Consider the following 24,171-nt stretch of genomic DNA (forward strand, 5'->3'; position numbering starts at 1 on the left):
GGGCCGTTTCGCTGTCACACGCCCACCCAGCCAAGGCGAGCCCCCGCGTGAAACTCCTGACGCCCCTACTGCTGCTGCTCGCGCTGCTCTCCGGCTGCGCCAGCCAACCCGGCCCCCGGCAGGCCAGCGAGATGATCCCGGCGCAGCAATCGAGCCTGGGCCGGTCGATCTTCGCCGCCTCCGACGCCCACGGTGGGCAGTCCGGCTTTTACCTGTTATCGGGCAGCGGCTCGGCGTTCCGCGCGCGCGCCGAATTGATCCGTAACGCCCAGACCAGCATCGACCTGCAGTACTACATCGTGCACGACGGGCTGAGCACCCGCGCGCTGCTCGATGAGCTGATCAAGGCCGCCGACCGCGGCGTGCGGGTGCGTATTCTGCTCGACGACACCACCAGCGATGGCCTCGACGACCTGCTCGCCACCGTGGCCAGCCACCCGCGCATTCAGATCCGCCTGTTCAACCCGCTGCACCTGGGGCGCGGCAGCGGCATCACCCGTGGCGTGGGCCGGCTGATGAACCTCAGCCAGCAACACCGGCGCATGCACAACAAGCTGTGGGTGGTCGACGGCAGCGCGGCGATCGTCGGCGGGCGCAACCTGGGCGATGAATACTTCGACGCCGAGCCGAACTTGAACTTCACCGACATCGACTTGCTGGGCATGGGCCCGGTGGCCCGGGAACTGGGCTATAGCTTCGACCAGTACTGGAACAGCCGCCTCAGCCGGCCGATCGGCGAGGTGTACGGCGAGGCCGGCGGCAAGGCGCTGGAGAACCTGCGCCAGACCCTGCGGGCCTCGTTGGCCGAAGCGAGCGTAAAGCGCAAGGCGCTGTATGAGCGGCTGATGCGCTACCAGCAACAACCGCAACTGGCGACCTGGCGCAGCCAATTGATCTGGGCCCACAGCCGGGTGCTGTGGGACGCCCCGAGCAAGATCCTCTCTCAGGGCGAGCCAGACCCACACCTGCTGCTGACCACCCAGTTGGCCCCCGAGCTGCTGGCGGTCAACCACGAGCTGATGTTGGTGTCGGCGTACTTCGTGCCGCGGGAAACCGGCCTGTTGTACCTCACCGGCCGGGCCGATGCCGGGGTGCACGTCAGCTTGCTGACCAACGCCCTGGAAGCCACCGACGTGCCCGCGGTGCATGGCGGCTACGCGCCCTACCGCAAGGCCCTGCTCGAACACGGCGTGCAGTTGTACGAGCTGCGCCGCCAGCCGGGCGACAACAACGCCTTCCGCCTGCCGCTGCACGGCAACTCGGACTCCAGCCTGCACAGCAAGGCGATCATCCTAGACCAGCGCAAGGTGTTCCTCGGCTCGTTCAACTTCGACCCACGCTCGGTGCTGTGGAACACCGAGGTCGGCGTGCTGGTCGACAGCCCGGCGCTGGCCCAGGCCACCCGCGCCCTGGCCCTGCAAGGCATGGCGCCGGGGCGCAGCTACCAGGTGAAAATCGAGGGCGGCCAGTTGGTGTGGGTGACCGAAGACAACGGCCAGATGCACACCCTCAGCCGCGAACCTGGAGGCTGGTGGCGGCGCCTCAACGCCTGGGTGAGTAAGGCGGTGGGGCTGGAGAAAATGCTTTAGGCCACCTGGCCCACCGGCCGCGCCCGCGCCAACAACACCAGCACGAACGCGCCCACGGCCATCATCCACGGCAGCGCATGGCCGCTGACCCACTGGCTGCCGGCGCCGGCCACCAGCGGCCCCACCAGGCAACCCACGCCCCACAGTTGCGCCACATGGGCATTGGCGCGCACCAGCTCGTCGTCGCGAAAGCGCTCGCCGATCAGCACCAGCGACAGGGTGAACAGCCCGCCAGCGCTGGCGCCGAACAGCACCCACACCGGCCAGATCAACACGCTGTGCAGCAGCACCGGCACCAGCACGCTGGTGACCATCAGGGTGGCCGCGCAACCGAGGAACAGCCCGCCGCGGGAGATACGGTCCGCCAGCGCGCCGATCGGCAGTTGCAACAGCGCATCGCCCACCACCACCGCGCTGACCATGTACAGCGCCATCGAGGTCGAGAAACCCTGCTGCACGCAGTACACCGGCAGCAGGGTCAGGATCAGCGCCTCGAAGCCGGCGAACAGGGCGATCGCCCAGGCAATCATCGGCATGCGCTGGCAGAAACCGAACAGGTCGGCGAAGGTCACCCGCGAAGCCTCGGTACTGGGCGCGCCGCTACGGCCCACCAGCAACAGCGGCGCGGCCAGCAGCAACGCCGTGGCCAGCCAGAAGCCGTAGTCATGGGCGGTGCCGATGGCCCCCAGCAACAGTGGCCCGGCCAGTTGGCTGAGGGCATAGCTGCTGCCGTACAGCGCCACCAGGCGGCCGCGCCAGTGCTCGACCACCAGGGTGTTGATCCAGCTTTCGCCGAGGATGAACACGATGGTGAGGATGCTGCCGATCATCAGCCGCAGCAGCACCCACACCGGGTAATAGGGCAGCAGCGCGAGCAGGCCGATGGCCAGGGCACCGCCGGCCAGGCAACCACGCATCAAGGCGGCGGTGCCGAAACGTGCCGCCAGCCGGCTGGCCATCGACGCGCCAAGCAGCACGCCCACCGCCGGCATTGCGGCCATGACGCCGATGGCGAAGGGGCCGTAGCCCCAAGCCTCGAGGCGCAGGGATACCAAGGGCATGCTCATGCCCAACGCCAGGCCGACGCTCAACACCGACGCCAGCACGGCGAAATAGGTACCCCAACGCATGTATGAATTCCGCTTTTTGCCAGTATTTGAAGGCCCTTCGCCCGGTACAGCGGTAATGCTGTTCACTTAAGCAATCAGAGCGCGAAGTCGAGGTTCAAAAGCCCTGGTCTCTCCCGGAGGTTTTACCAAGCGCATGAGCTGACTGGCCCATCGCCCGGCACAGCCGGCCTCCCACCAGATTTGTGTAAGTGCTTGATTTACGCGGCAACACAGAGCTGGTGGGAGGCCGGCTGTGCCGGGCGATGGGCCCTCAGGCCAAACCTACAGCTTGATCCAGGTCGCCTTCAGCTCGGTGTACTTGTCGAAGGCGTGCAGCGACTTGTCACGGCCGTTGCCCGACTGCTTGAAGCCGCCGAACGGCGCGGTCATGTCGCCGCCGTCGTACTGGTTGACCCACACGCTGCCCGCGCGCAGCGCCTTGGCGGCCAGGTGCGCCTTGGAGATGTCCGAGCTCCACACCGCCGCGGCCAGGCCGTACTGGGTGTCGTTGGCGATGGCGATGGCTTCGTCGAAGGTGTCGAACTCGATCACCGACAGCACTGGGCCGAAGATCTCTTCCTTGGCGATGCGCATGGCGTTGTTCACGCCCGCGAAAATGGTCGGCTCAACGTAAGTGCCGCCGGTCTCCTGCAGGATGCGCTTGCCGCCCACCAGCAGCTCGGCGCCGTCGCTATGGCCGGCCTCGATGTAAGACAGCACGGTGTTCATCTGCTGGCTATCGACCAGCGCGCCGACGGTGGTGGCAGGGTCCAGCGGGTTACCCGGGGCCCAGCCCTTGAGCGCCTCGACCACCATCGGCAGGAAGCGCGCCTTGATCGAACGCTCGACCAGCAGGCGGGAACCGGCGGTGCAGACCTCGCCCTGGTTGAAGGCGATGGCGCTGGCGGCAGCCTCGGCGGCGGCCTGCAGGTCAGGGGCGTCGGCGAACACGATGTTCGGGCTTTTGCCACCGGCCTCGAGCCACACGCGCTTCATGTTCGACTCGCCCGAATACACCAGCAGCTGCTTGGCGATCTTGGTCGAACCGGTGAACACCACGGTGTCGACGTCCATGTGCAGGGCCAGGGCCTTGCCCACGGTGTGGCCGTAGCCGGGCAGCACGTTGAGCACGCCCTTCGGCAGGCCGGCTTCCACCGCCAGTTGGGCGATGCGAATGGCGGTCAGCGGAGATTTTTCCGAAGGCTTGAGCACTACTGAGTTGCCGGTGGCCAGCGCCGGGCCGAGCTTCCAGCAGGCCATCATCAGCGGGAAGTTCCACGGTACGATGGCGGCGACCACGCCGACCGGCTCGCGGGTGACCAGGCCGAGCTGGTTATGCGGGGTGGCCGCCACTTCGTCGTAGAGTTTATCGATGGCCTCGCCGCTCCAGGCCAGGGCGTTGGCCGAGCCCGCCACGTCGATGTTCAGCGAGTCACTGATCGGCTTGCCCATGTCGAGGGTTTCGAGCAGGGCGAGTTCTTCGGCGTGCTCACGCAGCAGCGCGGCGAAGCGGATCAGCGTAGCCTTGCGCTTGGCCGGGGCTTGGCGCGACCAGGTGCCGGCTTCGAACACCTGGCGGGCATTGGCCACGGCAAGGTTGGCGTCTGCTTCATCGCAACTGGCGACGGTGGCCAGCAGCCGGCCGTCGACCGGGCTCAGGCATTCGAACACGGCCTTGGCGGCGGCGTCCTGGTATTGCCCGTTGATGAAGGCGCGGCCTTCGATCTTCAGCTGGGTAGCACGTTGTTCCCAATCGGCGCGGGTCAGGGTGGCCATCGCAGGAGTCTCCTTGTGTAGGTGCGAACCGTGGCAGTTTCAAGCTGACACAGCTTAGTCGATCTACCCTAATGCACAGCCCTTGAGTTATCAATATATTTGACACTCGATAGATGAAAACCTTCGGGTGTATGATTTATTAAACACTGGAGCCCCACCGATGAACGTCAGCAGCCTTATCGATTTCGCCGCCAACACCCCCGCGCCCGAGCGCTACCTGCCCACGGCGGAGAAAATCCTCGCCGGGCAACCCGAGCAAACCGTGTACAACCACTATTCCAGCCCCCAGGGCGAGTTCTCCGCCGGGGTGTGGGAGGGTGAAGTGGGCCAGTGGCAGGTGAACTACACCGAACACGAATATTGCGAAATCGTGCAGGGCGTGTCGGTGATCCGCGACCAGGACGGCAATGCGCGCACGGTGCGGGCGGGCGACCGTTTCGTGATCCCGGCGGGTTTCAGGGGCACCTGGGAGGTGCTGGAGGCGTGCCGCAAGGTGTACGTGATCTACGAGCCCAAGTAACCGCGGGCAAACGCCGGAAACAAAAAACCCGCTCAGGTGAGCGGGTTCTTCGTGGTAGCCAGGATCAATTACTTGATCTTGCCTTCCTTGTAGATCACGTGCTTACGAACGACCGGATCGTACTTCTTGATTTCGATCTTGTCGGGGGTAGTACGCTTGTTCTTGTCGGTGGTGTAGAAGTGGCCAGTACCGGCGCTCGACACCAAACGGATCAATTCACGCATGATTTACTCCCTTAGAACTTCACGCCAGCGCGGCGCATGTCGACCAGAACGGCCTCGATGCCACGCTTGTCGATGATACGCATGCCTTTAGCGGAAACGCGCAGGCGCACGAAACGCTTCTCGGACTCGACCCAGAAGCGATGATGCTGCAGGTTCGGCAGGAAACGACGACGGGTTTTGTTGTTTGCGTGGGAAATGTTGTTCCCGGTTACCGGACCCTTACCGGTAACTTGACAGACTCTCGACATGCCTCAGCCCTCTAAACCACATGCCCAACCCGGCATGGGTTGGCCGCTTGATCTCTCTCAATCATTGGCGCCAAGGCGCCGTAATCCGGGGGCCGAAACAGGCTCGCCACCTGCGCGAACGCGGTGGTCCCGGAAAAGAGCGCTGCTTTATACCAGAAACCCCCCAGCACAACAACAGCGAGCACCGCGGAAAACTTAAGCGCAGCGCCCGCGGTCCATGCCTGGGCGGGTTCGGCGCGCCTGACCATTCGTCGCCAAAAAAACCCGGCTGCCCGTGGCCAATTCCGGCAAACCGCACTACGGTAGAGGTTTTCCCCAGACTGCACCGGCAGATGGCCACACCTTTGCCCCCTCAAGGACCCTTACGCCCATGCGCTACGCGACCGTGCCCCTGCTGCTGGCCACCCTGGCCCTTCCGCTGCTGGCCCAGGCCAAGCCACTGACCGTTTGCACCGAGGCCAGCCCGGAAGGCTTCGACGTGGTGCAGTTCAACTCGCTGACCACCACCAACGCCTCGGCCGACGTGCTGATGAACCGCCTGGTCGATTACGACGCCAGCGCTGGCAAGCTGGTCCCAAGCCTGGCCGAAAGCTGGAACATTTCCGCCGATGGCACCGTGTACACCTTCAAGCTGCGCGGCAATGTGGCCTTCCACAGCACCGATTACTTCAAGCCCAGCCGGCCGCTCAACGCCGAAGACGTACTACTGAGCTTCCAGCGCATGCTCGACCCAGCCAACCCCTGGCACAAAGTCGCCCAGAGCGGCTTCCCCCATGCCCAGTCGATGCAATTGCCCAGCCTGATCAAAGCCATCGACGCGCCAGACCCGATGACCGTGCGCTTTACCCTGGCACACCCGGACGCCACCTTCCTGGCCACCCTGAGCATGGGCTTCGCCTCGATCTACTCCGCCGAGTACGCCGCCCAACTGCTGGCCGCCGGCACCCCAGACAAACTCAACAGCCAGCCGATCGGCACCGGGCCGTTCGTGTTCGGCCGTTACCAGAAAGACGCGATCATCCGCTACAAGGCCAACCCGGCGTACTTTGCCGGCAAACCGGCGGTCGACCCGCTGATCTTCGCCATCACCACCGACCCGACCGTGCGCCTGCAACGGCTGAAGGCCGGCGAGTGCCAGATCGCCCTGTCGCCCAAGCCACAAGACATCGCCGCCGCCCAGGGCGACAGCCACCTCAAGCTCGTGCAAACGCCGGCCTTCATGACCGCCTTCGTGGCCCTGAACAGCCAGCACCCACCGCTGGACAAACCCGAGGTGCGCCAGGCGATCAACCTGGCCTTCGACAAGGCCAGCTACCTCAAGGCGGTGTTCGAGGGCACCGCGCAGCCGGCCAGTGGCATCTACCCACCCAACACCTGGGGCTACGCCAAAGACCTTCCCGGCTACCCCTACGACCCGGCCAAGGCCCGCGAACTGCTGGCCAAGGCCGGCTTGAAGGGCGGCTTCAGCACCACGATCTGGACCCGCCCCAGCGGCAGCCTGCTCAACCCCAACCCGGCCCTTGGCGCGCAAATGCTCCAGGCCGACCTCGCCAAGGTCGGCATCAAGGCCGACATCCGTACCATTGAGTGGGGCGAGCTGATCCGCCGCGGCAAGGCCGGCGAGCACGACCTGCTGTTCATGGGCTGGTCGGGCGACAACGGCGACCCGGATAACTTCCTCACCCCGCAGTTCAGCTGCGCGGCGGTGCAATCGGGGACCAACTTCGCCCGCTACTGCGACCCCGCGCTCGATAAACTCATCAGCAGCGGCAAAACCACCGCCGCCCAGGCCGATCGCGCCAAGCTGTACCACCAGGCGCAGGCGTTGATCCAGCAGCAAGCGCTGTGGCTGCCGCTGGCGCACCCGGTGGCGGCGGTGCTCACCCGCAGCAACGTCGAGGGCTACCAGCCGAGCCCGTTCGGCCGCCAGGACCTGACCAAGGTCAAGGTCGACTGAGGCTCACAACAGGCCCTGGTCACGCATCGACAGCGGCTCGCCATCGCCGACGATGAAGTGGTCGAGCAGCTTGACGTCGATGAACGCCAGGGCGTCGCGGATCTGCCGGGTCAGGGCGAGGTCCGCGGGGCTGGGGTCGGTGACACCCGAAGGGTGGTTGTGGCAAAGGATCAAACCCGCGGCGTTGTGCGCCAGGGTGCGCTTGATCACCTGCCGCGGGTACACGCTGGCGCTGTCGATGGTGCCGTCGAACAGCGCCTCGTAGGCCAGCACCCGGTGCCGGGCATCGAGAAACAAACAGGCAAACCGTTCGTGGGGTTCGTGGCGCAGCTTGGCCTTGAGAAAGGCCCGCACGCAGGCCGGGTCGGCCAGCACATCGCGCAGGCCCAGCGGCGTGGCCAGGTGCCGCCTGGCCATTTCCAGCACCGCCTGCAGTTGCGCATACTTCGCCTCGCCCAGGCCGCGCTCGGCGCAAAAGCTCTGGGCGTCGGCCTCGAGCAGGCCGCGCAGGCCGCCAAAGCGCGTGAGCAGGTCACGGGCGAGGTCCACCGCGCTGCGCCCGGGCAGGCCGGTGCGCAAAAAGATGGCCAGCAATTCGGCGTCTGACAACACCGCCACACCGTGCATGAGCAACTTCTCCCGCGGGCGCTCCGCCGCGGGCCAATCCCTGATCGCCATGGTACCTCCTTGTACCCCTGGGTGCCGCGCTGTTGCGCGCCTTGTGCTGTGGTATCTTAGCGGAACATTTTCCCCGCTGCCGGTGCCGGCGCGGCCCACTCAAACGATCCAAGGCAGGCCTATGCAGCGGCTGTATCGGAAACGCATCGTACTTGGCGTGGGCGGTGGCATTGCCGCCTACAAAAGCGCCGAACTGGTACGGCGCCTCCTCGACCATGGCGCCGAGGTGCGCGTGGTCATGACCCGCGGCGGCAGTGAGTTCATCACCCCACTGACCCTCCAAGCGCTCTCTGGCCACCCGGTGCACCTCGACCTGCTCGACCCAGCCGCCGAAGCGGCCATGGGGCACATCGAGCTGGCCAAATGGGCCGACCTGGTGCTGGTCGCCCCGGCCACCGCAGACCTGATGGCGCGCCTGGCCCAAGGCCTGGCCAATGACCTGCTGACCACCCTGGTGCTGGCGACCGACGCGACCGTGGCGCTGGCCCCGGCGATGAACCAGGCGATGTGGCGCGACCCTGCCACCCAGGCCAACCTCGAGGTGCTGCAACGGCGCGGCTTCAAGCTGTTCGGCCCGGCCGCCGGCAGCCAGGCCTGCGGCGACGTGGGCCTGGGGCGCATGCTCGAGCCCACCGAGCTGGCGCTGTGCGCCGCCGAGTGTTTCCAGCGCCAGGCGCTGACCGGCAAAACCGTGCTGATCACCGCCGGGCCGACCCAGGAAAACATCGACCCAGTGCGCTACATCACCAACCACAGCTCCGGCAAGATGGGCTTTGCCCTGGCCGAGGCCGCGGCCGAGGCCGGTGCCCGCGTGACGCTGGTCACCGGCCCGGTGCACCTGCCCACCCCTGACCGAGTACAGCGGGTCGATGTGGTCAGCGCCCGCGACATGCTCGCCGCCTGCGAAGCGGCCATGCCCTGCGACATTTTCATCGCCTCCGCGGCCGTGGCCGACTACCGCCCGGAAGTCGTCGCCGCGCAAAAGCTCAAGAAAGACCCAAACAGCGGCGACGGCCTGCTGCTGCAGATGGTGCGCAACCCCGACATCCTCGCCACCGTCGCGCGCCGCGCCGACCGCCCCTTCAGCGTCGGCTTCGCCGCTGAAACCGAACACCTGCTCGACTACGCTGCACGCAAGCTCAAGGACAAAAACCTCGACCTGATCGTCGCCAACGATGTGGCCAACCCCAGCATCGGCTTCAACAGCGAAGAGAACGCCTGCAGTGTGATCGACCGCGAGCTGAACACCAGCGTGTTCGCCCAAAGCAGCAAGGGCAAGATCGCCCGCCAACTGATCACCTTCATCGCCGACCGTATTCACCCAGCCGGATAACCCATGCACGCACTGCAAGCCAAAGTCCTCGACCCCCGCCTGGGCAGCGAATTCCCGCTGCCGGCCTACGCCACCCCTGGTTCCGCCGGGCTCGACCTGCGCGCCATGCTCAAAGAGAGCACCGTGCTCGGCCCCGGCCAAACGGTGCTGATCCCTACCGGCCTGGCGATCCACATCGCCGACCCGGGCTTGGCCGCCATGGTGCTGCCGCGCTCGGGCCTGGGCCACAAGCACGGCGTGGTGTTGGGCAACCTGGTCGGGCTGATCGACTCTGACTACCAGGGCGAACTGATGGTCTCGTGCTGGAACCGCGGGCAAACGCCATTCACCATCGAGGTGGGCGAGCGCATCGCCCAGTTGATCCTGGTGCCGGTGGTGCAAGCCCAGTTCGAGGTGGTCGAGCACTTCGACAGCAGCCAGCGCGGCAGCGGCGGCTTCGGCCACTCCGGTACGCGCTGAACCCCAATCGCTTCACATGTTTTCAGGATGAACCTCGCGGAGATGGCTGTGTGAAAGCGACCAAAGGCAGTGCCAAACCCACGCAACAAGCAGTTGAACAAGCCCCCTCCGCCAGCAATGCCAGCCTCGCCCGGCCCGGCTTGATCACCGCGGTGATCGGCGTGCTGGTCGCCGCGGCGCTGGTCTGGATTGGCCTGCCCGGCCCGTCGCAGCAAGCCTGGCGCTGGCAGCTGGCGCAGGCCCAGGGCGCGGCCCAGGCCGGCGCGCTGCGCCAGGCCATGCAGCAGTTGGGCGCCGGCACCCAGGCGCAAGCCCGCGACCCGGCCCTGGTCGCGACCCTGCAAAGCGGCGACAGCGCGCGCCTGCGCAACGCCGAAGGTGCCTTGAAATACCGCGACGGGCTGGTCGATGCCCAGCTCACCCCGCTCGGCCAGGGCACTCCGGACGACACCCGCGCAGCACCGATCACCTACGCCACCCTCGACCTGCTGCGCCGCGCCGAGGCCGGCACCGCGGTGCCGCTGGAAGCGCGCCGGGTCGGCGAGCGCTGGGTGGTATTGAGCGTGGCCGCGGTGCGCGATAGCGGTAACCGGGTGGTCGGCACCCTGCTGCAAGCCTTTGACTTCGCCCGCCTGCAACGCGCCCTGCCGCCGCTGGCGCCAGGCGCCGGCGTGCTGCGGGTGCAGCAGCAGTTCCCCGGCGCGGCGCCAGTGGCGCTGCTGCAGGCTGGCGATAGCCCGGCCGGCCCCACCAGCGACTACGACGTCGGCAACCCCAACTGGAAGGTGCAGTTCACCGCCGGCAGCGCCTTTGAAGCGCCGGTGCCGTGGCTATCGATCGCGTTGATGGCCGCCGCGGTGCTGGTCGCCCTGGCGGCGTTCTGGGCCGGGCTGGGCATTGCCCTGCAAGGGCTGCGCGCGCTGGTGCGCGAAGACGCCCGACAACTGGCCCAGTTGATTGAAGAACTATCCGGCGGAAAGGCCGTCAAAGCGTTCAGCCTGCGGCTTGCGGAGCTGAACGGTTTGGCTGTGCGCCTTGCCCGTTTTTCTGTTCGCGAGCGCCATGGCGTACCCGCCGCCTCCGCGGCGGCCAAGGAACCCGATGGCACTGAAGCCCCGGGCACCCCGCCAGCGAGCTGGGTCAACCCGACGTTTAAAGATACTGACATCCTCGACGTCGATATTGTCGATGCCGATCAGGGCATCTCGCGAATGGAGCACCTCCCTGCTATGAACAGCATTGCACAAGTCGCACCCACGCTACCCGCCAGCATCTTCCGCGCCTATGACATCCGCGGCATCGTGGGCGATACGCTGACCGCCGAGACCGCTTACTGGATCGGCCGGGCGATCGGTTCGCAAAGCATCGCCGAGGGCGAGCCCCATGTAGCGGTCGGCCGTGATGGCCGCTTGTCCGGCCCCGAGCTGGTCGCGCAATTGATCCAGGGCATCGCCGAAAGCGGCTGCCACGTCAGCGACGTGGGCATGGTCCCGACCGGCGCGCTGTACTTCGCCGCCAACGTGCTCAAGGGCAAGTCGGGGGTGATGCTCACCGGCAGCCACAACCCGTCGAACTACAACGGCTTCAAGATCATCATCAATGGCGACACCCTCGCCAACGAGCAGATCCAGGCCCTGTACCAGCGCATCGTGAACAACGACCTGAGCACCGGCAAGGGCAGCGTCGAGCAGGTCGACATCCTCAGCCAGTACTACGACTACATCCAGAAAGACATCGCCCTGGCGCGCAAGCTCAAGGTGGTGGTCGACTGCGGCAACGGCGTGGGTGGGGTGATCGCGCCCAAGCTGATCGAAGCGCTGGGCTGCGAGGTGATCCCGCTGTTCTGCGACGTAGACGGCAACTTCCCCAATCACCACCCAGACCCAGGCAAGCTCGAGAACCTCGAAGACCTGATCGCCAAGGTCGAGCAGACCGGCGCCGACCTGGGCCTGGCCTTCGACGGCGATGCCGACCGTGTGGGCGTGGTCACCAACAAAGGCAACGTGGTGTTCCCTGACCGCCTGCTGATGCTACTGGCCAAGGACGTGATTTCGCGCAACCCCGGCGCGGATGTGATCTTCGACGTTAAATGCAGCCGCCGCCTGACCCCGCTGATCAGCGGCTGGGGCGGCCGCCCGGTGATGTGGAAAACCGGCCACTCGCTGATCAAGAAAAAGATCAAGGAAAGCGGCGCTCTGCTGGCCGGCGAAATGAGTGGCCACATCTTCTTCAAGGAGCGCTGGTTCGGCTTTGACGACGGCGTTTACGCCGCCGCCCGCCTGCTGGAGATCCTCAGCCAGGAAAACGGCACCCTCGAAGACGTGTTCGCGACCTTCCCGAATGATGTTTCTACCCCGGAAATCAACATTAATGTGACCGAGGAGAGCAAATTCAGCATCATTGATGCACTGCAAAGCAACGCACAGTGGGGCAATGCCAACCTGACCACCATCGACGGTGTGCGGGTCGACTATCCCAAGGGTTGGGGCCTGGTTCGCGCCTCCAATACCACCCCGGTACTGGTGCTGCGCTTTGAAGCCGACGACCAAGCCGAGCTGGACCGGATCAAGGAAGTATTCCGTGGCCAGCTCAGCGCCGTGGCGCCGGATATCAAAATCCCGTTCTGACCTCTCCAGGAGCCCTGCATGACCCTCGATCGCGATGCCGCCGCCAATGTTGCCAAGGTACTCTCCGAAGCGTTGCCGTATATCCGCCGCTTCGTCGGCAAAACGCTGGTGATCAAGTACGGCGGCAACGCCATGGAAAGCGAAGAGCTGAAAACCGGCTTCGCCCGTGACGTGGTGCTGATGAAGGCCGTGGGCATCAACCCGGTGGTCGTGCACGGCGGCGGCCCGCAGATCGGCGACCTGCTCAAGCGCCTGGAAATCGAAAGCCACTTCGTCGACGGCATGCGCGTGACCGATGCCAAGACCATGGACGTGGTCGAGATGGTACTGGGCGGCCAGGTGAACAAGAGCATCGTCAACCTGATCAACCGCCACGGCGGCAGCGCCATCGGCCTGACCGGCAAGGACGCCGAGCTGATCCGCGCGCGCAAGCTCACCGTGACCCGCCAAACCCCTGAAATGACCACGCCGGAAATCATCGACATTGGCCATGTGGGCGAAGTCAGCGGGGTCAACACCGACCTGCTGAACATGCTGGTGAAGGGCGACTTCATTCCGGTGATCGCGCCGATCGGCGTGGGCTCGGAGGGCGAGTCGTACAACATCAACGCCGACCTGGTGGCGGGCAAGGTGGCCGAGGCCCTCAAGGCCGAGAAGCTGCTGCTGCTGACCAACATCGCCGGCTTGATGGACAAGGAAGGCAAGGTACTCACCGGCCTGACCACCGAGCAAGTGAACGCGCTGATCGCCGACGGCACCATCTACGGCGGCATGCTGCCGAAGATCCGCTGCGCGCTGGAAGCGGTACAAGGTGGGGTGAACAGCTCGCACATCATCGACGGCCGGGTGCCGAACGCGGTGCTGCTGGAGATCTTCACCGACAGCGGCGTGGGTACCCTGATCAGCAACCGCAAGCGCCACTGATTCTGTAACGCCCTTCGCCCGGCACCGCCGGCCTCCAGCACAGGGGAGGCCGGCGGTGCCGTAATGCTGTTCACTTAAGCCATTTCACGGCTTTACGGAAGAGATCAATCTGTGAGCTCTGCTGATTTTGTGCATGAGCTTCAGGGCCCATCGCCCGGCACAGCCGGCCTCCCACCAGTTCTGTGTTGCCCCTTAAATCAAGTACTTACACAAATCTGGTGGGAGGCCGTGGTCCGGCACTCCGGCTGTGCCGGGCGATGGGCCAGTCAGGTCATGCGTTCAGTAAAACCACTTGAAGAAATCAGGGCTTTTTAACCCCGATTTAGCGCTCTGATTGCTTAAGTGAGCAGCATTACGGCTGTGCCGGGCGATGCTTTTTTACTGCCCCAACAACTCCGCCAGCCGCGCCCTCTGCTGGTCGAACTGCGCCGCCAGCGCGAGCTTGTTCTGCTGGGTGGCGGCAATCTGTTGGGTGACGGCGTCTTGCTGCTTGCGCACCGCGTCGATCTGCTGCACCAGCGCGGCCGGCACCGGCTGGCCGTTGCGCTCGATCCCGGCGGCCTGGCCTTGCAACGAATCCTGCTGCTGCTTGAGCACCAGCAGGTTGTTGTTGGCCAGGCCGACCTGGGCGTCGGCCTCGGCCAGGCGCCGGGTTTTTTCGCGGTCGAGGTCGGCCAGGGAGCGGTAGTTCTGCAGCAGGGCTTGGTCCTGCTGGCTTTGCGCGGCCTGGGTTTGCTGGGCCTTGAGCTCGTCGGCGGTGGGTGCCGGCGGCACGGTCTGGATCACCCGCCCTTGCTGGTTGAGCACCTGGTAACCCTTGGCGATGTACTCGCTGGGCACCCCCTGGGTACTCATCACCGTCACGCCACGGCTGTCGACGTAGCGATACAGGCGGATGCCGGGGTTGCCCGGCGTGGCGGCCAGCGCCGCCGCCGGCAGCGCCGCGGCGAACAGCAGGCACAGGGCGGCGCGGCGCAAAGGCAGGCTAGATGCCGTACTGGGCACGGTAGGCTTCGACGGCCGGCAGGTGTTTTTTCAGTTCCGCGTCGCCCTGCAGGTACTCGAGCACCTGGTTCAGCGAAACGATGCTGACCACCGGGATGCCGTAGTCGCGTTCGACCTCCTGAATCGCCGACAGCTCACCCTTGCCGCGCTCCTGGCGGTTCAGGGCGATCAGCACCCCGGCGGCCTTGGCGTTTTGCGCGGCGATGATCTGCATCACCTCGCGGATGGCGGTGCCCGCGGTGATCACGTCGTCGATGATCAGCACGTTGCCTTCGAGCGGCGCGCCCACCAGGCTGCCGCCTTCACCGTGGTCCTTGGCTTCCTTGCGGTTGAAGCACCAGGGCACGTCGCGCTGGTGTTGCTCGGCCAGCGCCACCGCGGTGGCCGACGCCAGCGGGATGCCTTTGTACGCGGGGCCGAACAGCACGTCGAAGGCCAAACCGCTTTCCACCACGGCCGCGGCGTAGTATTTACCCAACTGGGCCAGCGCCGTACCGGTGTTGAACAGGCCGGCATTGAAGAAGTAAGGACTGGTGCGCCCAGACTTCAGGGTGAACTCGCCGAAGCGCAGAACGCCCCGTTCGATGGCAAAACGAATGAAGTCGCGCTGATAGGCGTGCATTTAAAAGTCCCGGATACCACGGATTTAGCTAATTAAGTTGACCTCGGGTATCATACACGCACGAGATTTATGGGGCCATTTATGCGGATCATCAGTGTGAACGTCAATGGGATTCAGGCGGCAGTCGAGCGCGGTCTGCTCAGTTGGCTGCAAGCCCAGAATGCCGACGTCATCTGCCTGCAGGATACCCGCGCCTCCGCCTTTGAACTAGACGACTCAGCCTACCAGCTGGACGGCTATTTCCTGTACGCCGCAGACGCCGAAGTGCCCGCCCAAGGCGGCGTGGCGCTTTACTCGCGGTTGCAGCCCAAGGCGATCATCAACGGGCTGGGTTTTGAAACCTGCGACCGTTATGGGCGCTACCTGCAAGCCGATTTCGACAAAGTCAGTATTGCCACGCTGCTGTTCCCGTCCGGGCGCGGTGGCGACGAAGAACTCAATCAGAAATTCAAACTGATGGACGACTTCGCGCGCTACCTCGACAAACAGCGGCGCAAGCGCCGCGAATACATCTACTGCGGCTCGCTGTATGTGGCCCAGCAGAAGCTCGACATCAAGAACTGGCGCGACAGCCAACAGTCGCCCGGCTTCCTGGCGCCCGAGCGGGCCTGGATGGACGAGATCGTCGGCAACATGGGTTATGTCGATGCACTGCGTGAAGTCAGCCGTGAAGGCGAGCAATACAGCTGGTGGCCCGACAGCGAACAGGCCGAGATGCTCAACCTGGGGTGGCGCTTCGACTACCAACTGCTCACCCCCGGCCTGCGCCGCTTCGTGCGCAGCGCGCGGCTGCCGCGGCAACCGCGCTTCAGCCAGCACGCGCCGTTCATCGTCGACTACGACTGGACACTGACCATCTAAGCGGCAAGCCCGAAGGCACGAGCGGCAAGCCGGTTGGCCTGCCGCCCGCGGCGGTTACTCGGCCAATGCCGCCTGCTGCACTTCGAGCAGGCCATTGATGCCCTGCTGGGCCAGCGCCAGCATGGCGTTCAGCTCGACCGGCTGGAACGCCGCGCCTTCGGCGGTGCCCTGCACTTCGATGAAGCCACCGGTGCTGGTCATCACCACGTTCAGGTCGGTTTCGGCGGCGGAGTCTTCGAGGTAGTCGAGGTCGAGCACCGGCTCGCCCTGGTACATGCCCACGGACACGGCAGCGATCATCTGCTTGATCGGGTCGCCGCCCTTCAGGCCGCCGCGCTTCTTGACCACCTTCAGGGCATCGACCAGCGCGACCATGGCGCCGGTGATCGACGCGGTGCGGGTGCCGCCGTCGGCCTGGATCACATCGCAGTCGACGTACAGGGTGATGTCGCCCAGCTTGCTCATGTCGAGCGCGGCGCGCAGCGAACGGCCGATCAGCCGCTGGATTTCCAGGGTGCGGCCGCCTTGCTTGCCCTTGCTGGCCTCGCGCTGATTACGCTCGCCGGTGGCGCGTGGCAGCATGCCGTACTCGGCGGTCAGCCAGCCTTGGCCCTGGCCTTTGAGGAAGCGCGGCACGCCGTTCTCGACGCTGACGGTGCACACCACCTTGGTATCGCCGAACTCCACCAGCACCGAGCCTTCGGCGTGCTTGGTGTAGTGGCGGGTGATGCGGATCGGGCGGAGCTGATCGGCGGCGCGACCACTAGGACGTTTCATCTGGACACCTGTGTACTGGCTGAAAACTGGCCGACAGTATAGAACCGCTGTGCCCGAGGGCCCAGCACAATCGCCCCGCGCTGGTGCAATGCTTTGACACAGCACCGTTTGGGGACGCCGCGCCCCTGCGCTACACTGACGCCCTGCAGCCGCTGCCCAGGATGGCGCAGCGCCCTCACGTTCCGGGAGACCACCTTATGATTCGCAGCATGACCGCGTTCGCCAGGGCCGAGCGAGCAGGCGGCGACGGCACGCTCAGCTGGGAGGTTCGGTCGGTCAACCACCGCTACCTCGAACCCCACCTGCGCCTGCCCGAGGCGCTGCGCGACCTCGAAGGCCCGGTGCGCGACGCCTTGCGCCAGCAGCTGTCGCGGGGCAAGGTCGAGTGCACGCTGCGCTTCAGCGAAGCCACCGCCAGCCAGGCGCTGCATGTCGACCGCGAGCGCGCCGCGCAGGTGGTCGCCGCCGCCGAGGTGGTGGCCGGGCTGATCAACCAGCCCGGCCCGCTCAACCCGCTCGAGGTGCTCGCCTGGCCCGGCGTGCTGGCCAACCGAGACCCAGACACCCAGGCCCTGAACCTGCAGGCCCTGGCACTGTTCGACCAGGCCCTGGCCGAACTCAAGGCCGGGCGCGAGCGCGAGGGCACCGAGCTGGCCCGCCTGATCAGCGAACGCCTCGACGCCATGGCCCAGGAAGTACAGGCCTTGCGCGCCCTGGTGCCACAGATGCTGGCCCTGCAGCGGCAGAAAATCCTCGACCGCTTCGCCGAACTGAAGGTCGAGGCCGACCCTCAGCGCCTGGAGCAGGAGCTGGTGCTGCTGGCACAAAAAAGCGATGTGGCCGAAGAACTCGACCGCCTCGCCACCCACGTGGGCGAAGTGCGCCGCGTGCTCAAGGCCGGCGGCGCCGCCGGCCGGCGCCTTGATTTCCTTATGCAGGAACTCAACCGCGAAGCGAATACCCTGGGGTCGAAAGCCTTCGACCCCCGCAGTACCCAAGCAGCGGTCAACCTCAAGGTGCTGATCGAACAAATGCGCGAACAAGTGCAGAACATTGAGTAAGGTTCATACACCCATGGCCCACACCAGCGGTACCCTCTATATCGTTTCGGCGCCTTCGGGCGCAGGCAAGACCAGCCTGGTCAAGGCACTGATCGACGCCCAGCCGAACATCCGTGTGTCGGTGTCGCACACCACCCGCGCCATGCGCCCGGGCGAGGTGAACGGCGTGAACTACCACTTCACCCAGCGCGAAACCTTCCTCGAGATGGTCGGCCACGGCGACTTCCTCGAGCACGCCGAAGTGTTCGGCAACCTCTATGGCACCTCGCTGAGCACCCTGGAGCAAAGCCTGAAGGAAGGTTTCGACCTGATCCTCGAAATCGACTGGCAGGGCGGCGAGCAAGTGCGCCGGCTGATCCCCGGCACCCGTTCGATCTTCATCCTGCCGCCTAGCCAGCAGGCTTTGCGCCAGCGCCTGACCAACCGCGGCCAGGACAGCGACGAAATCATCGAGGGCCGCATGCGCGAAGCCGTCAATGAGATGCGCCACCACGTCGAATACGACTACCTGGTGATCAACGACGATTTCGCCACCGCCCTCGAAGACCTCAAGGCGATTTTCCGCAGCAACCGCCTGCAACATGGCCAACAGGCCGAACGGCACGCCCATTTGCTGCAAGAATTGCTCTGAACCGGATCACCGGCCGCCTCGGTTGCCCCGGGGCCCTTCCCTTAATGCCGGGGTTTTCTTAGACTATCGAGTCCGCTCGCCCAAACTGGGCGCTGCCCACTGTATTTGTAACGAGGAACACCATGGCCCGCGTGACCGTTGAAGACTGCCTAGACCACGTCGATAACCGCTTCGAGCTGGTCATGCTCGCGACCAAGCGTTCCCGCCAACTCGCCACCGGCGGCAAAGAGCCCAAGGTCGGCTGGGAAAACGACAAGCCTACCGTCGTTGCCCTGCGCGAAATCGCTGCCGGCCTGATCGACTACGACGTGATCGCCGAAGCTGAAATCGTCGATGAAGAGCCGCTGTTCACCGCCTTCGAGGACGAGTCCAGCGAGGCACTCTAAGCCATGCCCAGTCGACCGCATACGGCGAAGGCGCCGCTACGGCAGGAGTATTGATCTTGCCCGCCATAGACGTTCTCGCCGATCGTTTGTCGACTTACTTGGGTAAGGACCAGGTCAACCTGGTCCGCCGCGCTTACTATTACGCCGAGCAGGCCCACGATGGGCAGCGCCGCCGCAGCGGCGAGCCCTACGTGACCCACCCGCTCGCCGTGGCCAACATCCTGGCCGACATGCACATGGACCATCAAAGCCTGATGGCCGCCATGCTGCACGATGTGATCGAAGACACCGGCATCGCCAAAGAGGCGCTCAGCGCGCAATTCGGCGAAACCGTGGCCGAACTGGTCGACGGGGTGAGCAAGCTCACCCAGATGAACTTCGAGACCAAGGCCGAGGCCCAGGCGGAAAACTTCCAGAAAATGGCCATGGCCATGGCCCGGGACATTCGCGTGATCCTGGTCAAGCTGGCCGACCGCCTGCACAACATGCGCACCCTCGAGGTGCTGTCCGGTGAAAAACGCCGGCGCATCGCCAAGGAAACCCTCGAAATCTACGCCCCCATCGCCAACCGGCTGGGCATGCACAATGTGCGCGTCGAATTCGAAGACCTTGGCTTCAAGGCCATGCACCCGATGCGCTCCGAGCGCATTCACCAGGCGGTCAAGCGCGCCCGCGGCAACCGCAAGGAAATCGTCGCCAAGATCGAGCAGTCGCTCAAGCACTGCCTGGCGGTAGACGGCATCGAAGGCGACGTCAGTGGCCGGCAAAAGCACCTGTACGGCATCTACAAGAAGATGCGCGGCAAGCGCCGGGCGTTCAACGAGATCATGGACGTGTACGCCTTCCGCATCGTGGTCGACAAGGTCGACACCTGCTACCGCGTGCTCGGCGCCGTGCACAACCTGTACAAGCCGCTGCCGGGGCGCTTCAAGGATTACATCGCGATCCCCAAGGCCAACGGCTACCAGTCGCTACACACCACGCTGTTCGGCATGCACGGGGTACCGATCGAAATCCAGATTCGCACCCGCGAAATGGAAGAAATGGCCAATAACGGCATCGCCGCCCATTGGCTGTACAAATCGGACGACAACGAGCAGCCCAAGGGCAGCCATGCCCGGGCGCGCCAATGGGTCAAGGGCATCCTCGAACTGCAGCAGCGCGCGGGTAACTCGCTGGAATTCATTGAAAGCGTCAAGATCGACCTGTTCCCTGACGAAGTCTACGTGTTCACCCCCAAAGGCCGCATCATGGAGCTGCCCAAAGGGTCGACCGCGGTGGATTTCGCCTATGCCGTGCACACCGACGTGGGCAACAGCTGCATCGCCTGCCGCATCAACCGCCGCCTGGCGCCGCTGTCCGAACCGCTGCAAAGCGGCTCCACCGTCGAGATCGTCAGCGCCCCTGGCGCGCGGCCGAACCCGGCCTGGCTGAACTTCGTGGTCACCGGCAAGGCGCGCACGCACATCCGCCACGCGCTGAAGCTGCAACGCCGCTCCGAGTCGATCAGCCTGGGCGAGCGCCTGCTGAACAAGGTGCTCAACGGCTTCGAAAGCGCGCTGGACAAAATCTCCCCGGCCCAGGTGCACGCCGTGCTGGCTGAGTACAAGGTCGAGGTGATCGAAGACCTGCTCGAAGACATCGGCCTGGGCAACCGCATGGCCTATGTGGTGGCGCGGCGCTTGCTGGCCAACGAAAACGACCGCCTGCCCAGCCCCGAAAGCCCCCTGGCGATTCGCGGCACCGAGGGCCTGGTGCTCAGCTACGCCAAGTGCTGCACGCCGATCCCCGGAGACCCGATCGTCGGCCACCTGTCGGCCGGCCGCGGCATGGTCGTGCACCTCGAGAACTGCAAGAACATCAGCGAAATCCGGCAGAACCCGGAAAAATGCATCCAGTTGTCGTGGGCCAAGGACGTGACCGGCGAGTTCAACGTCGAACTGCGGGTCGAGCTCGAACACCAGCGCGGGCTGATCGCCCTGCTGGCCAGCAGCGTCAACGCCGCCGACGGCAACATCGAGAAAATCAGCATGGACGAACGCGACGGGCGTATCAGCATCGTCCAACTGGTGGTCAGCGTGCATGACCGCATCCACCTCGCCCGCGTGATCAAAAAGCTGCGCGCGCTTACCGGCGTGGTGCGCATCACCCGCATGCGCGCCTGAACCACGCCCACCCCCTTCAAGGAGAACCACATGACCAAGTCCGTTATCCACAGCGACAAAGCCCCCGCGGCCATCGGCACCTACTCCCAGGCCATCAAGGCGGGCAACACCGTGTACATGTCCGGGCAGATCCCCCTCGACCCGGCCACCATGGAGCTGGTCGAAGGCTTCGAGGCCCAGGCCGTACAAGTGTTCGAGAACCTCAAGTCGGTGGCCGAAGCCGCGGGCGGTTCGCTCAAGGACGTGGTCAAGCTGAACATCTTCCTGATCGACCTGGGCAACTTCGCCACCGTCAACGAAGTGATGGGCCGCTACTTCCAGCAGCCGTACCCGGCGCGCGCCGCCATCGGCGTGGCCGCCCTGCCGAAAGGCTCGCAGGTCGAAATGGACGCCATCCTGGTCATCGACTGATCGCACTGCGGGGCGGCCCGCCGCCCCGCGCTCCCTGTTTCGAAGCGCAAGGACCCTTCCCATGCGTCACTCGCTGCCCGCCCTCGCCCTGCTGGCCCTGCTCAGTGGCTGCGCCAGCCACAACGACCGCGACCCTGGCGGTACCTGGGTCAACCAGCAAGCCATCGACGATGCCGTGAAAACCGGCAACCTGCGCAAAGCGCTGCTGGCCGACGGGCCGAACCTGGAATGGAAAATCGACAGCAAGGCCGGCGAAGCCACCTTCAGCAATGGCTTCGAGCTGGGTGAGGGCACCTTCAAGCCCGGCCCCGGCAAAGGCCAGTGGCAGGTAGACATTTACGGCAGCGGCCAGGAAACCCTCAGCCTCAGCGGCAATGAGCTGACCCAGGCCGCGACGGACTCCGGCCCCGAGCAAACCTTCGCCCGGCCAGCCGCGCAGCCGGAGGGCGAACTGCCCCCCGGGGCGGCCTTCGAGCGCCAGTTGTATGGGGCGTTCATGGGCGGCAACTGGAAGATCGTCGACGGCCAGGGCAGCGGCGCCACCGTGACCTTCGGCGCCGACGGCCAGGTCACCGGCCTGCCCGGCCTGGACCGCTACGCCCTGTGCCTGGGCGGCGATTGCGCGGCCATGAGCGGCGAGTACGACAGCCTCTGGCTGGAGCGGCAGAAGGTGGGCAATGCGTACATCTTCCGCCGCGACGGCAAGCGCCTGGAGATCCTCGAAGCGGTGAACACCGCGGGCGCCGATGAAATGCCGAGCTTCCAACCCGGCGCGCGCCGCTGGCTGTTGCAGCGCTAACCGGCCCTACAGCAACGCCGAATACCCCTCACGGTAGCTGGGGTAGCGCGGCGCCCACCCGGCCGCCCGCGCCAGGCCGTTGCTGCAACGCTTGCTGCCGGTACGGCGCACAAAGGCCTCGGCCTTGAGCTGGGTCACGCCCAGTTGCCCCCGCAGCCATTCGAACACCTCAGCCAACCCCACTGGCGCGTCATCCACCCCCAGGTAACACGGCGCCAACGGCTGGCCTTGCTGGTCAGCCAGCAGCAGGTGGGCAAGCAGCCCGGCGGCATCGTCGGCGTGAATGCGGTTGGCGTACATCGGCGGCTGCGCCGCCACCTGGTAGCCCTCGCGCACCTGGCTGAGCAGGCGCTCCCGCCCAGGGCCGTAGATACCGGCCAGGCGCACCACGGTAGCCGGCACGCCACTGCCGTGGGCCAACGCCTCGGCCTGTAGCATCAACCGCCCGGAAAACCCCGCCGGCTCAGTGGCGGCCTGTTCATCGACCCATTCCCCCTCGGCCTGGCCGTACACACTGGTGCTGGACACGAACACCAGCCGCCGTGGCCGCTGCCCGTGGGCGGCCAGCCAACCCAGCACATGGCGCAAGCCCTGCACATAGGCGGCTTGGTAGCCGGCTTCGCTGTGGCTATCAGCGGCCACGCAATACACCAGGTAGTCCAACGGGCCGCTGGGCCAGGCCGCCGGGCAGTTGGGCTGGGCGAGGTCGGCCGCCAACGGCAACACCCCAGCCGGCACCTGGCTGGCGTTGCGGCGCAGCCCGTGTACCGCCCAACCCCGCGCCAGCAGCAGGCTTGCCAGGCGCCCGCCGATGTCGCCACACCCCGCCAATAACGCTGTCGCCACGTGGTTCTCCTGCCGCCCGGCCAACATTTGATTGCAAATCAGCCGCATTAAAGTGAAAAAAAGCCCTGTAACAACTTTTGTTAACAAGAATTACTTGCAATAATACGCGCCCATTTGTCCCGGCGCTCGGGTGCCGAAGCAAGGACAGCCAAACCTCTTTTTCGCTATTCAGGTCCGGCCAGCATGACAAACCACCGCCACTTTGCATCGCCCTCCCAGCCATCAGGCCAGTTCCGTGCATGGCGGGCTGTCGCAGCGCTGCTGCTGGGCCTTGCCCTTGCACCGGCCGCCTTCGCCGAAGAGCCCAACACCGCCACCAGCGCACCGGCCGCCAGCGCGCCCGCAGCTGCGCCGGCTGATGCCAGACCGGCCCACGACGCCAACAGCCTGCCGGCCGCCGACGGCGCCAGCAGCGATGCGCTGCCGCCGCTGGCGCAAGATACCACGCTGGGCATGGGCCATGACCTGTCGCCCTGGGGCATGTACCAGAACGCTGACGTCGTGGTGAAAGCCGTAATGATCGGCCTGGCCCTGGCCTCGATCATCACCTGGACCATCTGGATCGCCAAAGGCCTTGAGCTGCTGGGCGCCAAGCGCCGCCTGCGCCGTGAAATCGTGCAACTCAAGCAGGCCGCCACCCTCAAGGCCGCCAGCGAGGTTGCAACCCGCAAAGGCACCCTGGCGCACACCCTGGTGGACGACGCCATGGAAGAAATGCACCTGTCGGCCAACGCCCGTGAAATCGAAGGCATCAAAGAGCGCGTGAGCTTCCGCCTCGAGCGCCTGGTGGCCGCCAGCGGCCGCAGCATGAGCGCCGGCACCGGCGTACTCGCCACCATCGGTTCGACCGCGCCGTTCGTGGGCCTGTTCGGTACCGTGTGGGGCATCATGAACAGCTTCATCGGCATCGCCAAAACCCAGACCACCAACCTCGCCGTGGTCGCCCCGGGCATCGCCGAAGCGCTGCTGGCCACCGCCATCGGCCTGGTCGCGGCGATCCCCGCCGTGGTGATCTACAACGTCTTCGCCCGCTCCATCACCAACTACAAGGCGATGGTCTCCGACGCCAGCGCTCAGGTGCTGCTGCTGGTCAGCCGTGACCTCGACCACCAGCCCGTTGGGGAGCGTACTGCCCAGCGGCCCATGGTGAAGGTGGGTTGAGC

At 65.5% G+C, this 24,171-nt stretch carries 24 protein-coding genes; 15 read left to right on the plus strand and 9 right to left on the minus strand.

What is annotated here, in order from left to right; genetic code table 11:
• The first annotated feature begins 47 nt into the window (after nucleotides 1-47).
• Nucleotides 48-1,589, plus strand: a complete 1,542-nt coding sequence (locus ACFZCE_RS04140) for a phospholipase D-like domain-containing protein (RefSeq protein WP_390936317.1) — start codon at nucleotides 48-50, stop codon at nucleotides 1,587-1,589.
• Here the strand turns inward: ACFZCE_RS04140 and ACFZCE_RS04145 are convergent.
• Together ACFZCE_RS04145 and ACFZCE_RS04150 are read right to left on the minus strand one after the other, a co-directional pair.
• Nucleotides 1,586-2,719: an MFS transporter gene (locus ACFZCE_RS04145; protein ID WP_390936319.1), complete on the minus strand. Its 1,134-nt coding sequence runs from the start codon at nucleotides 2,717-2,719 to the stop codon at nucleotides 1,586-1,588. The genes ACFZCE_RS04140 and ACFZCE_RS04145 overlap by 4 nt on opposite strands.
• Nucleotides 2,720-2,980: 261 nt before the next feature.
• Nucleotides 2,981-4,474, minus strand: a complete 1,494-nt coding sequence (locus tag ACFZCE_RS04150; protein WP_390936320.1) for an aldehyde dehydrogenase family protein — start codon at nucleotides 4,472-4,474, stop codon at nucleotides 2,981-2,983.
• 160 nt (nucleotides 4,475-4,634) lie between these two features.
• Between ACFZCE_RS04150 and ACFZCE_RS04155 the strand changes: the two genes are divergently transcribed.
• Nucleotides 4,635-4,994 carry a cupin domain-containing protein gene (locus ACFZCE_RS04155; protein ID WP_390936322.1) on the plus strand — a complete coding sequence of 120 codons (360 nt, stop codon included), beginning with the start codon at nucleotides 4,635-4,637 and terminating at the stop codon, nucleotides 4,992-4,994.
• A gap of 68 nt (nucleotides 4,995-5,062) precedes the next feature.
• Here ACFZCE_RS04155 and rpmG read toward each other — a convergent pair whose 3' ends face one another.
• Together rpmG and rpmB are read right to left on the minus strand one after the other, a co-directional pair.
• Nucleotides 5,063-5,218 carry a 50S ribosomal protein L33 gene (rpmG, locus tag ACFZCE_RS04160; protein WP_390936324.1) on the minus strand — a complete coding sequence of 52 codons (156 nt, stop codon included), beginning with the start codon at nucleotides 5,216-5,218 and terminating at the stop codon, nucleotides 5,063-5,065.
• A gap of 11 nt (nucleotides 5,219-5,229) precedes the next feature.
• Complete coding sequence (gene rpmB, locus ACFZCE_RS04165; RefSeq protein WP_390936326.1) at nucleotides 5,230-5,466, minus strand: 50S ribosomal protein L28; 237 nt, start codon at nucleotides 5,464-5,466, stop codon at nucleotides 5,230-5,232.
• A gap of 370 nt (nucleotides 5,467-5,836) precedes the next feature.
• Between rpmB and ACFZCE_RS04170 the strand changes: the two genes are divergently transcribed.
• Nucleotides 5,837-7,423: an ABC transporter substrate-binding protein gene (locus ACFZCE_RS04170; protein ID WP_390936328.1), complete on the plus strand. Its 1,587-nt coding sequence runs from the start codon at nucleotides 5,837-5,839 to the stop codon at nucleotides 7,421-7,423.
• A 3-nt stretch (nucleotides 7,424-7,426) separates the two neighbouring features.
• Here the strand turns inward: ACFZCE_RS04170 and radC are convergent, their stop codons facing one another.
• Nucleotides 7,427-8,101 carry a DNA repair protein RadC gene (radC, locus tag ACFZCE_RS04175; protein WP_390936330.1) on the minus strand — a complete coding sequence of 225 codons (675 nt, stop codon included), beginning with the start codon at nucleotides 8,099-8,101 and terminating at the stop codon, nucleotides 7,427-7,429.
• A 121-nt stretch (nucleotides 8,102-8,222) separates the two neighbouring features.
• Here radC and coaBC point away from each other — a divergent pair, with 121 nt between their 5' ends.
• The 4 genes from coaBC (at nucleotide 8,223) to argB (ending at nucleotide 13,444) form a co-directional block, all read left to right on the plus strand.
• On the plus strand, nucleotides 8,223-9,434 hold the full coding sequence (gene coaBC / locus ACFZCE_RS04180; RefSeq protein WP_390936331.1) for a bifunctional phosphopantothenoylcysteine decarboxylase/phosphopantothenate--cysteine ligase CoaBC: 1,212 nt from the start codon (nucleotides 8,223-8,225) through the stop codon (nucleotides 9,432-9,434).
• A 3-nt stretch (nucleotides 9,435-9,437) separates the two neighbouring features.
• A complete protein-coding gene (gene dut, locus ACFZCE_RS04185) occupies nucleotides 9,438-9,893 on the plus strand; it encodes a dUTP diphosphatase (RefSeq protein WP_390936333.1) in 456 nt (151 codons plus the stop codon).
• A 1,229-nt stretch (nucleotides 9,894-11,122) separates the two neighbouring features.
• The gene (locus ACFZCE_RS04190) at nucleotides 11,123-12,520 is read left to right on the plus strand and encodes a phosphomannomutase/phosphoglucomutase (RefSeq protein WP_390936456.1); all 1,398 of its coding nucleotides are present in this window, start codon (nucleotides 11,123-11,125) and stop codon (nucleotides 12,518-12,520) included.
• Between the two features lie 18 nt (nucleotides 12,521-12,538).
• Complete coding sequence (argB, locus tag ACFZCE_RS04195; RefSeq protein WP_390936335.1) at nucleotides 12,539-13,444, plus strand: acetylglutamate kinase; 906 nt, start codon at nucleotides 12,539-12,541, stop codon at nucleotides 13,442-13,444.
• Between the two features lie 378 nt (nucleotides 13,445-13,822).
• On the opposite strand, the gene ACFZCE_RS04200 is transcribed toward argB, so the two are convergent.
• Together ACFZCE_RS04200 and pyrE are read right to left on the minus strand one after the other, a co-directional pair.
• The gene (locus tag ACFZCE_RS04200; protein ID WP_390936337.1) at nucleotides 13,823-14,449 is read right to left on the minus strand and encodes a DUF4124 domain-containing protein; all 627 of its coding nucleotides are present in this window, start codon (nucleotides 14,447-14,449) and stop codon (nucleotides 13,823-13,825) included.
• The gene (gene pyrE, locus ACFZCE_RS04205; protein WP_390936339.1) at nucleotides 14,430-15,071 is read right to left on the minus strand and encodes an orotate phosphoribosyltransferase; all 642 of its coding nucleotides are present in this window, start codon (nucleotides 15,069-15,071) and stop codon (nucleotides 14,430-14,432) included. Before pyrE ends, ACFZCE_RS04200 begins: the two co-directional genes overlap by 20 nt.
• A gap of 81 nt (nucleotides 15,072-15,152) precedes the next feature.
• Here pyrE and ACFZCE_RS04210 point away from each other — a divergent pair, with 81 nt between their 5' ends.
• Nucleotides 15,153-15,932 (plus strand): exodeoxyribonuclease III, encoded by a 780-nt coding sequence (locus ACFZCE_RS04210; RefSeq protein WP_390936341.1) that lies wholly within the window; start codon nucleotides 15,153-15,155, stop codon nucleotides 15,930-15,932.
• Between the two features lie 54 nt (nucleotides 15,933-15,986).
• Here the strand turns inward: ACFZCE_RS04210 and rph are convergent, their stop codons facing one another.
• The gene (gene rph / locus ACFZCE_RS04215) at nucleotides 15,987-16,709 is read right to left on the minus strand and encodes a ribonuclease PH (RefSeq protein ID WP_390936343.1); all 723 of its coding nucleotides are present in this window, start codon (nucleotides 16,707-16,709) and stop codon (nucleotides 15,987-15,989) included.
• 197 nt (nucleotides 16,710-16,906) lie between these two features.
• On the opposite strand from rph, the gene ACFZCE_RS04220 reads away from it, so the two are divergent.
• The 6 genes from ACFZCE_RS04220 to ACFZCE_RS04245 all read left to right on the plus strand — a co-directional run bounded on the left by ACFZCE_RS04220 (nucleotide 16,907) and on the right by ACFZCE_RS04245 (nucleotide 22,162).
• On the plus strand, nucleotides 16,907-17,770 hold the full coding sequence (locus ACFZCE_RS04220) for a YicC/YloC family endoribonuclease (RefSeq protein ID WP_390936344.1): 864 nt from the start codon (nucleotides 16,907-16,909) through the stop codon (nucleotides 17,768-17,770).
• Between the two features lie 13 nt (nucleotides 17,771-17,783).
• Complete coding sequence (gene gmk / locus ACFZCE_RS04225) at nucleotides 17,784-18,401, plus strand: guanylate kinase (RefSeq protein ID WP_390936345.1); 618 nt, start codon at nucleotides 17,784-17,786, stop codon at nucleotides 18,399-18,401.
• 122 nt (nucleotides 18,402-18,523) lie between these two features.
• A complete protein-coding gene (gene rpoZ / locus ACFZCE_RS04230; protein ID WP_390936346.1) occupies nucleotides 18,524-18,787 on the plus strand; it encodes a DNA-directed RNA polymerase subunit omega in 264 nt (87 codons plus the stop codon).
• Nucleotides 18,788-18,843: 56 nt separating this feature from the next.
• Nucleotides 18,844-20,952: a bifunctional GTP diphosphokinase/guanosine-3',5'-bis pyrophosphate 3'-pyrophosphohydrolase gene (spoT, locus tag ACFZCE_RS04235; protein ID WP_390936348.1), complete on the plus strand. Its 2,109-nt coding sequence runs from the start codon at nucleotides 18,844-18,846 to the stop codon at nucleotides 20,950-20,952.
• A gap of 30 nt (nucleotides 20,953-20,982) precedes the next feature.
• A complete protein-coding gene (locus tag ACFZCE_RS04240; RefSeq protein ID WP_390936350.1) occupies nucleotides 20,983-21,363 on the plus strand; it encodes a Rid family detoxifying hydrolase in 381 nt (126 codons plus the stop codon).
• 61 nt (nucleotides 21,364-21,424) lie between these two features.
• Nucleotides 21,425-22,162 (plus strand): hypothetical protein, encoded by a 738-nt coding sequence (locus tag ACFZCE_RS04245; RefSeq protein WP_390936352.1) that lies wholly within the window; start codon nucleotides 21,425-21,427, stop codon nucleotides 22,160-22,162.
• Nucleotides 22,163-22,168: 6 nt separating this feature from the next.
• On the opposite strand, the gene ACFZCE_RS04250 is transcribed toward ACFZCE_RS04245, so the two are convergent.
• Nucleotides 22,169-23,008 (minus strand): NAD-dependent epimerase/dehydratase family protein, encoded by an 840-nt coding sequence (locus tag ACFZCE_RS04250; RefSeq protein ID WP_390936353.1) that lies wholly within the window; start codon nucleotides 23,006-23,008, stop codon nucleotides 22,169-22,171.
• Nucleotides 23,009-23,191: 183 nt separating this feature from the next.
• Between ACFZCE_RS04250 and exbB the strand changes: the two genes are divergently transcribed.
• Entirely contained in the window at nucleotides 23,192-24,169 is a 978-nt protein-coding gene (gene exbB, locus ACFZCE_RS04255; RefSeq protein ID WP_390936356.1) for a tonB-system energizer ExbB, read from the plus strand.
• Nucleotides 24,170-24,171 lie beyond the last annotated feature (2 nt).

Origin of the sequence: Pseudomonas sp. NPDC007930, from assembly GCF_042958985.1 — a bacterium.
In the GTDB taxonomy this organism is placed as follows: domain Bacteria; phylum Pseudomonadota; class Gammaproteobacteria; order Pseudomonadales; family Pseudomonadaceae; genus Aquipseudomonas.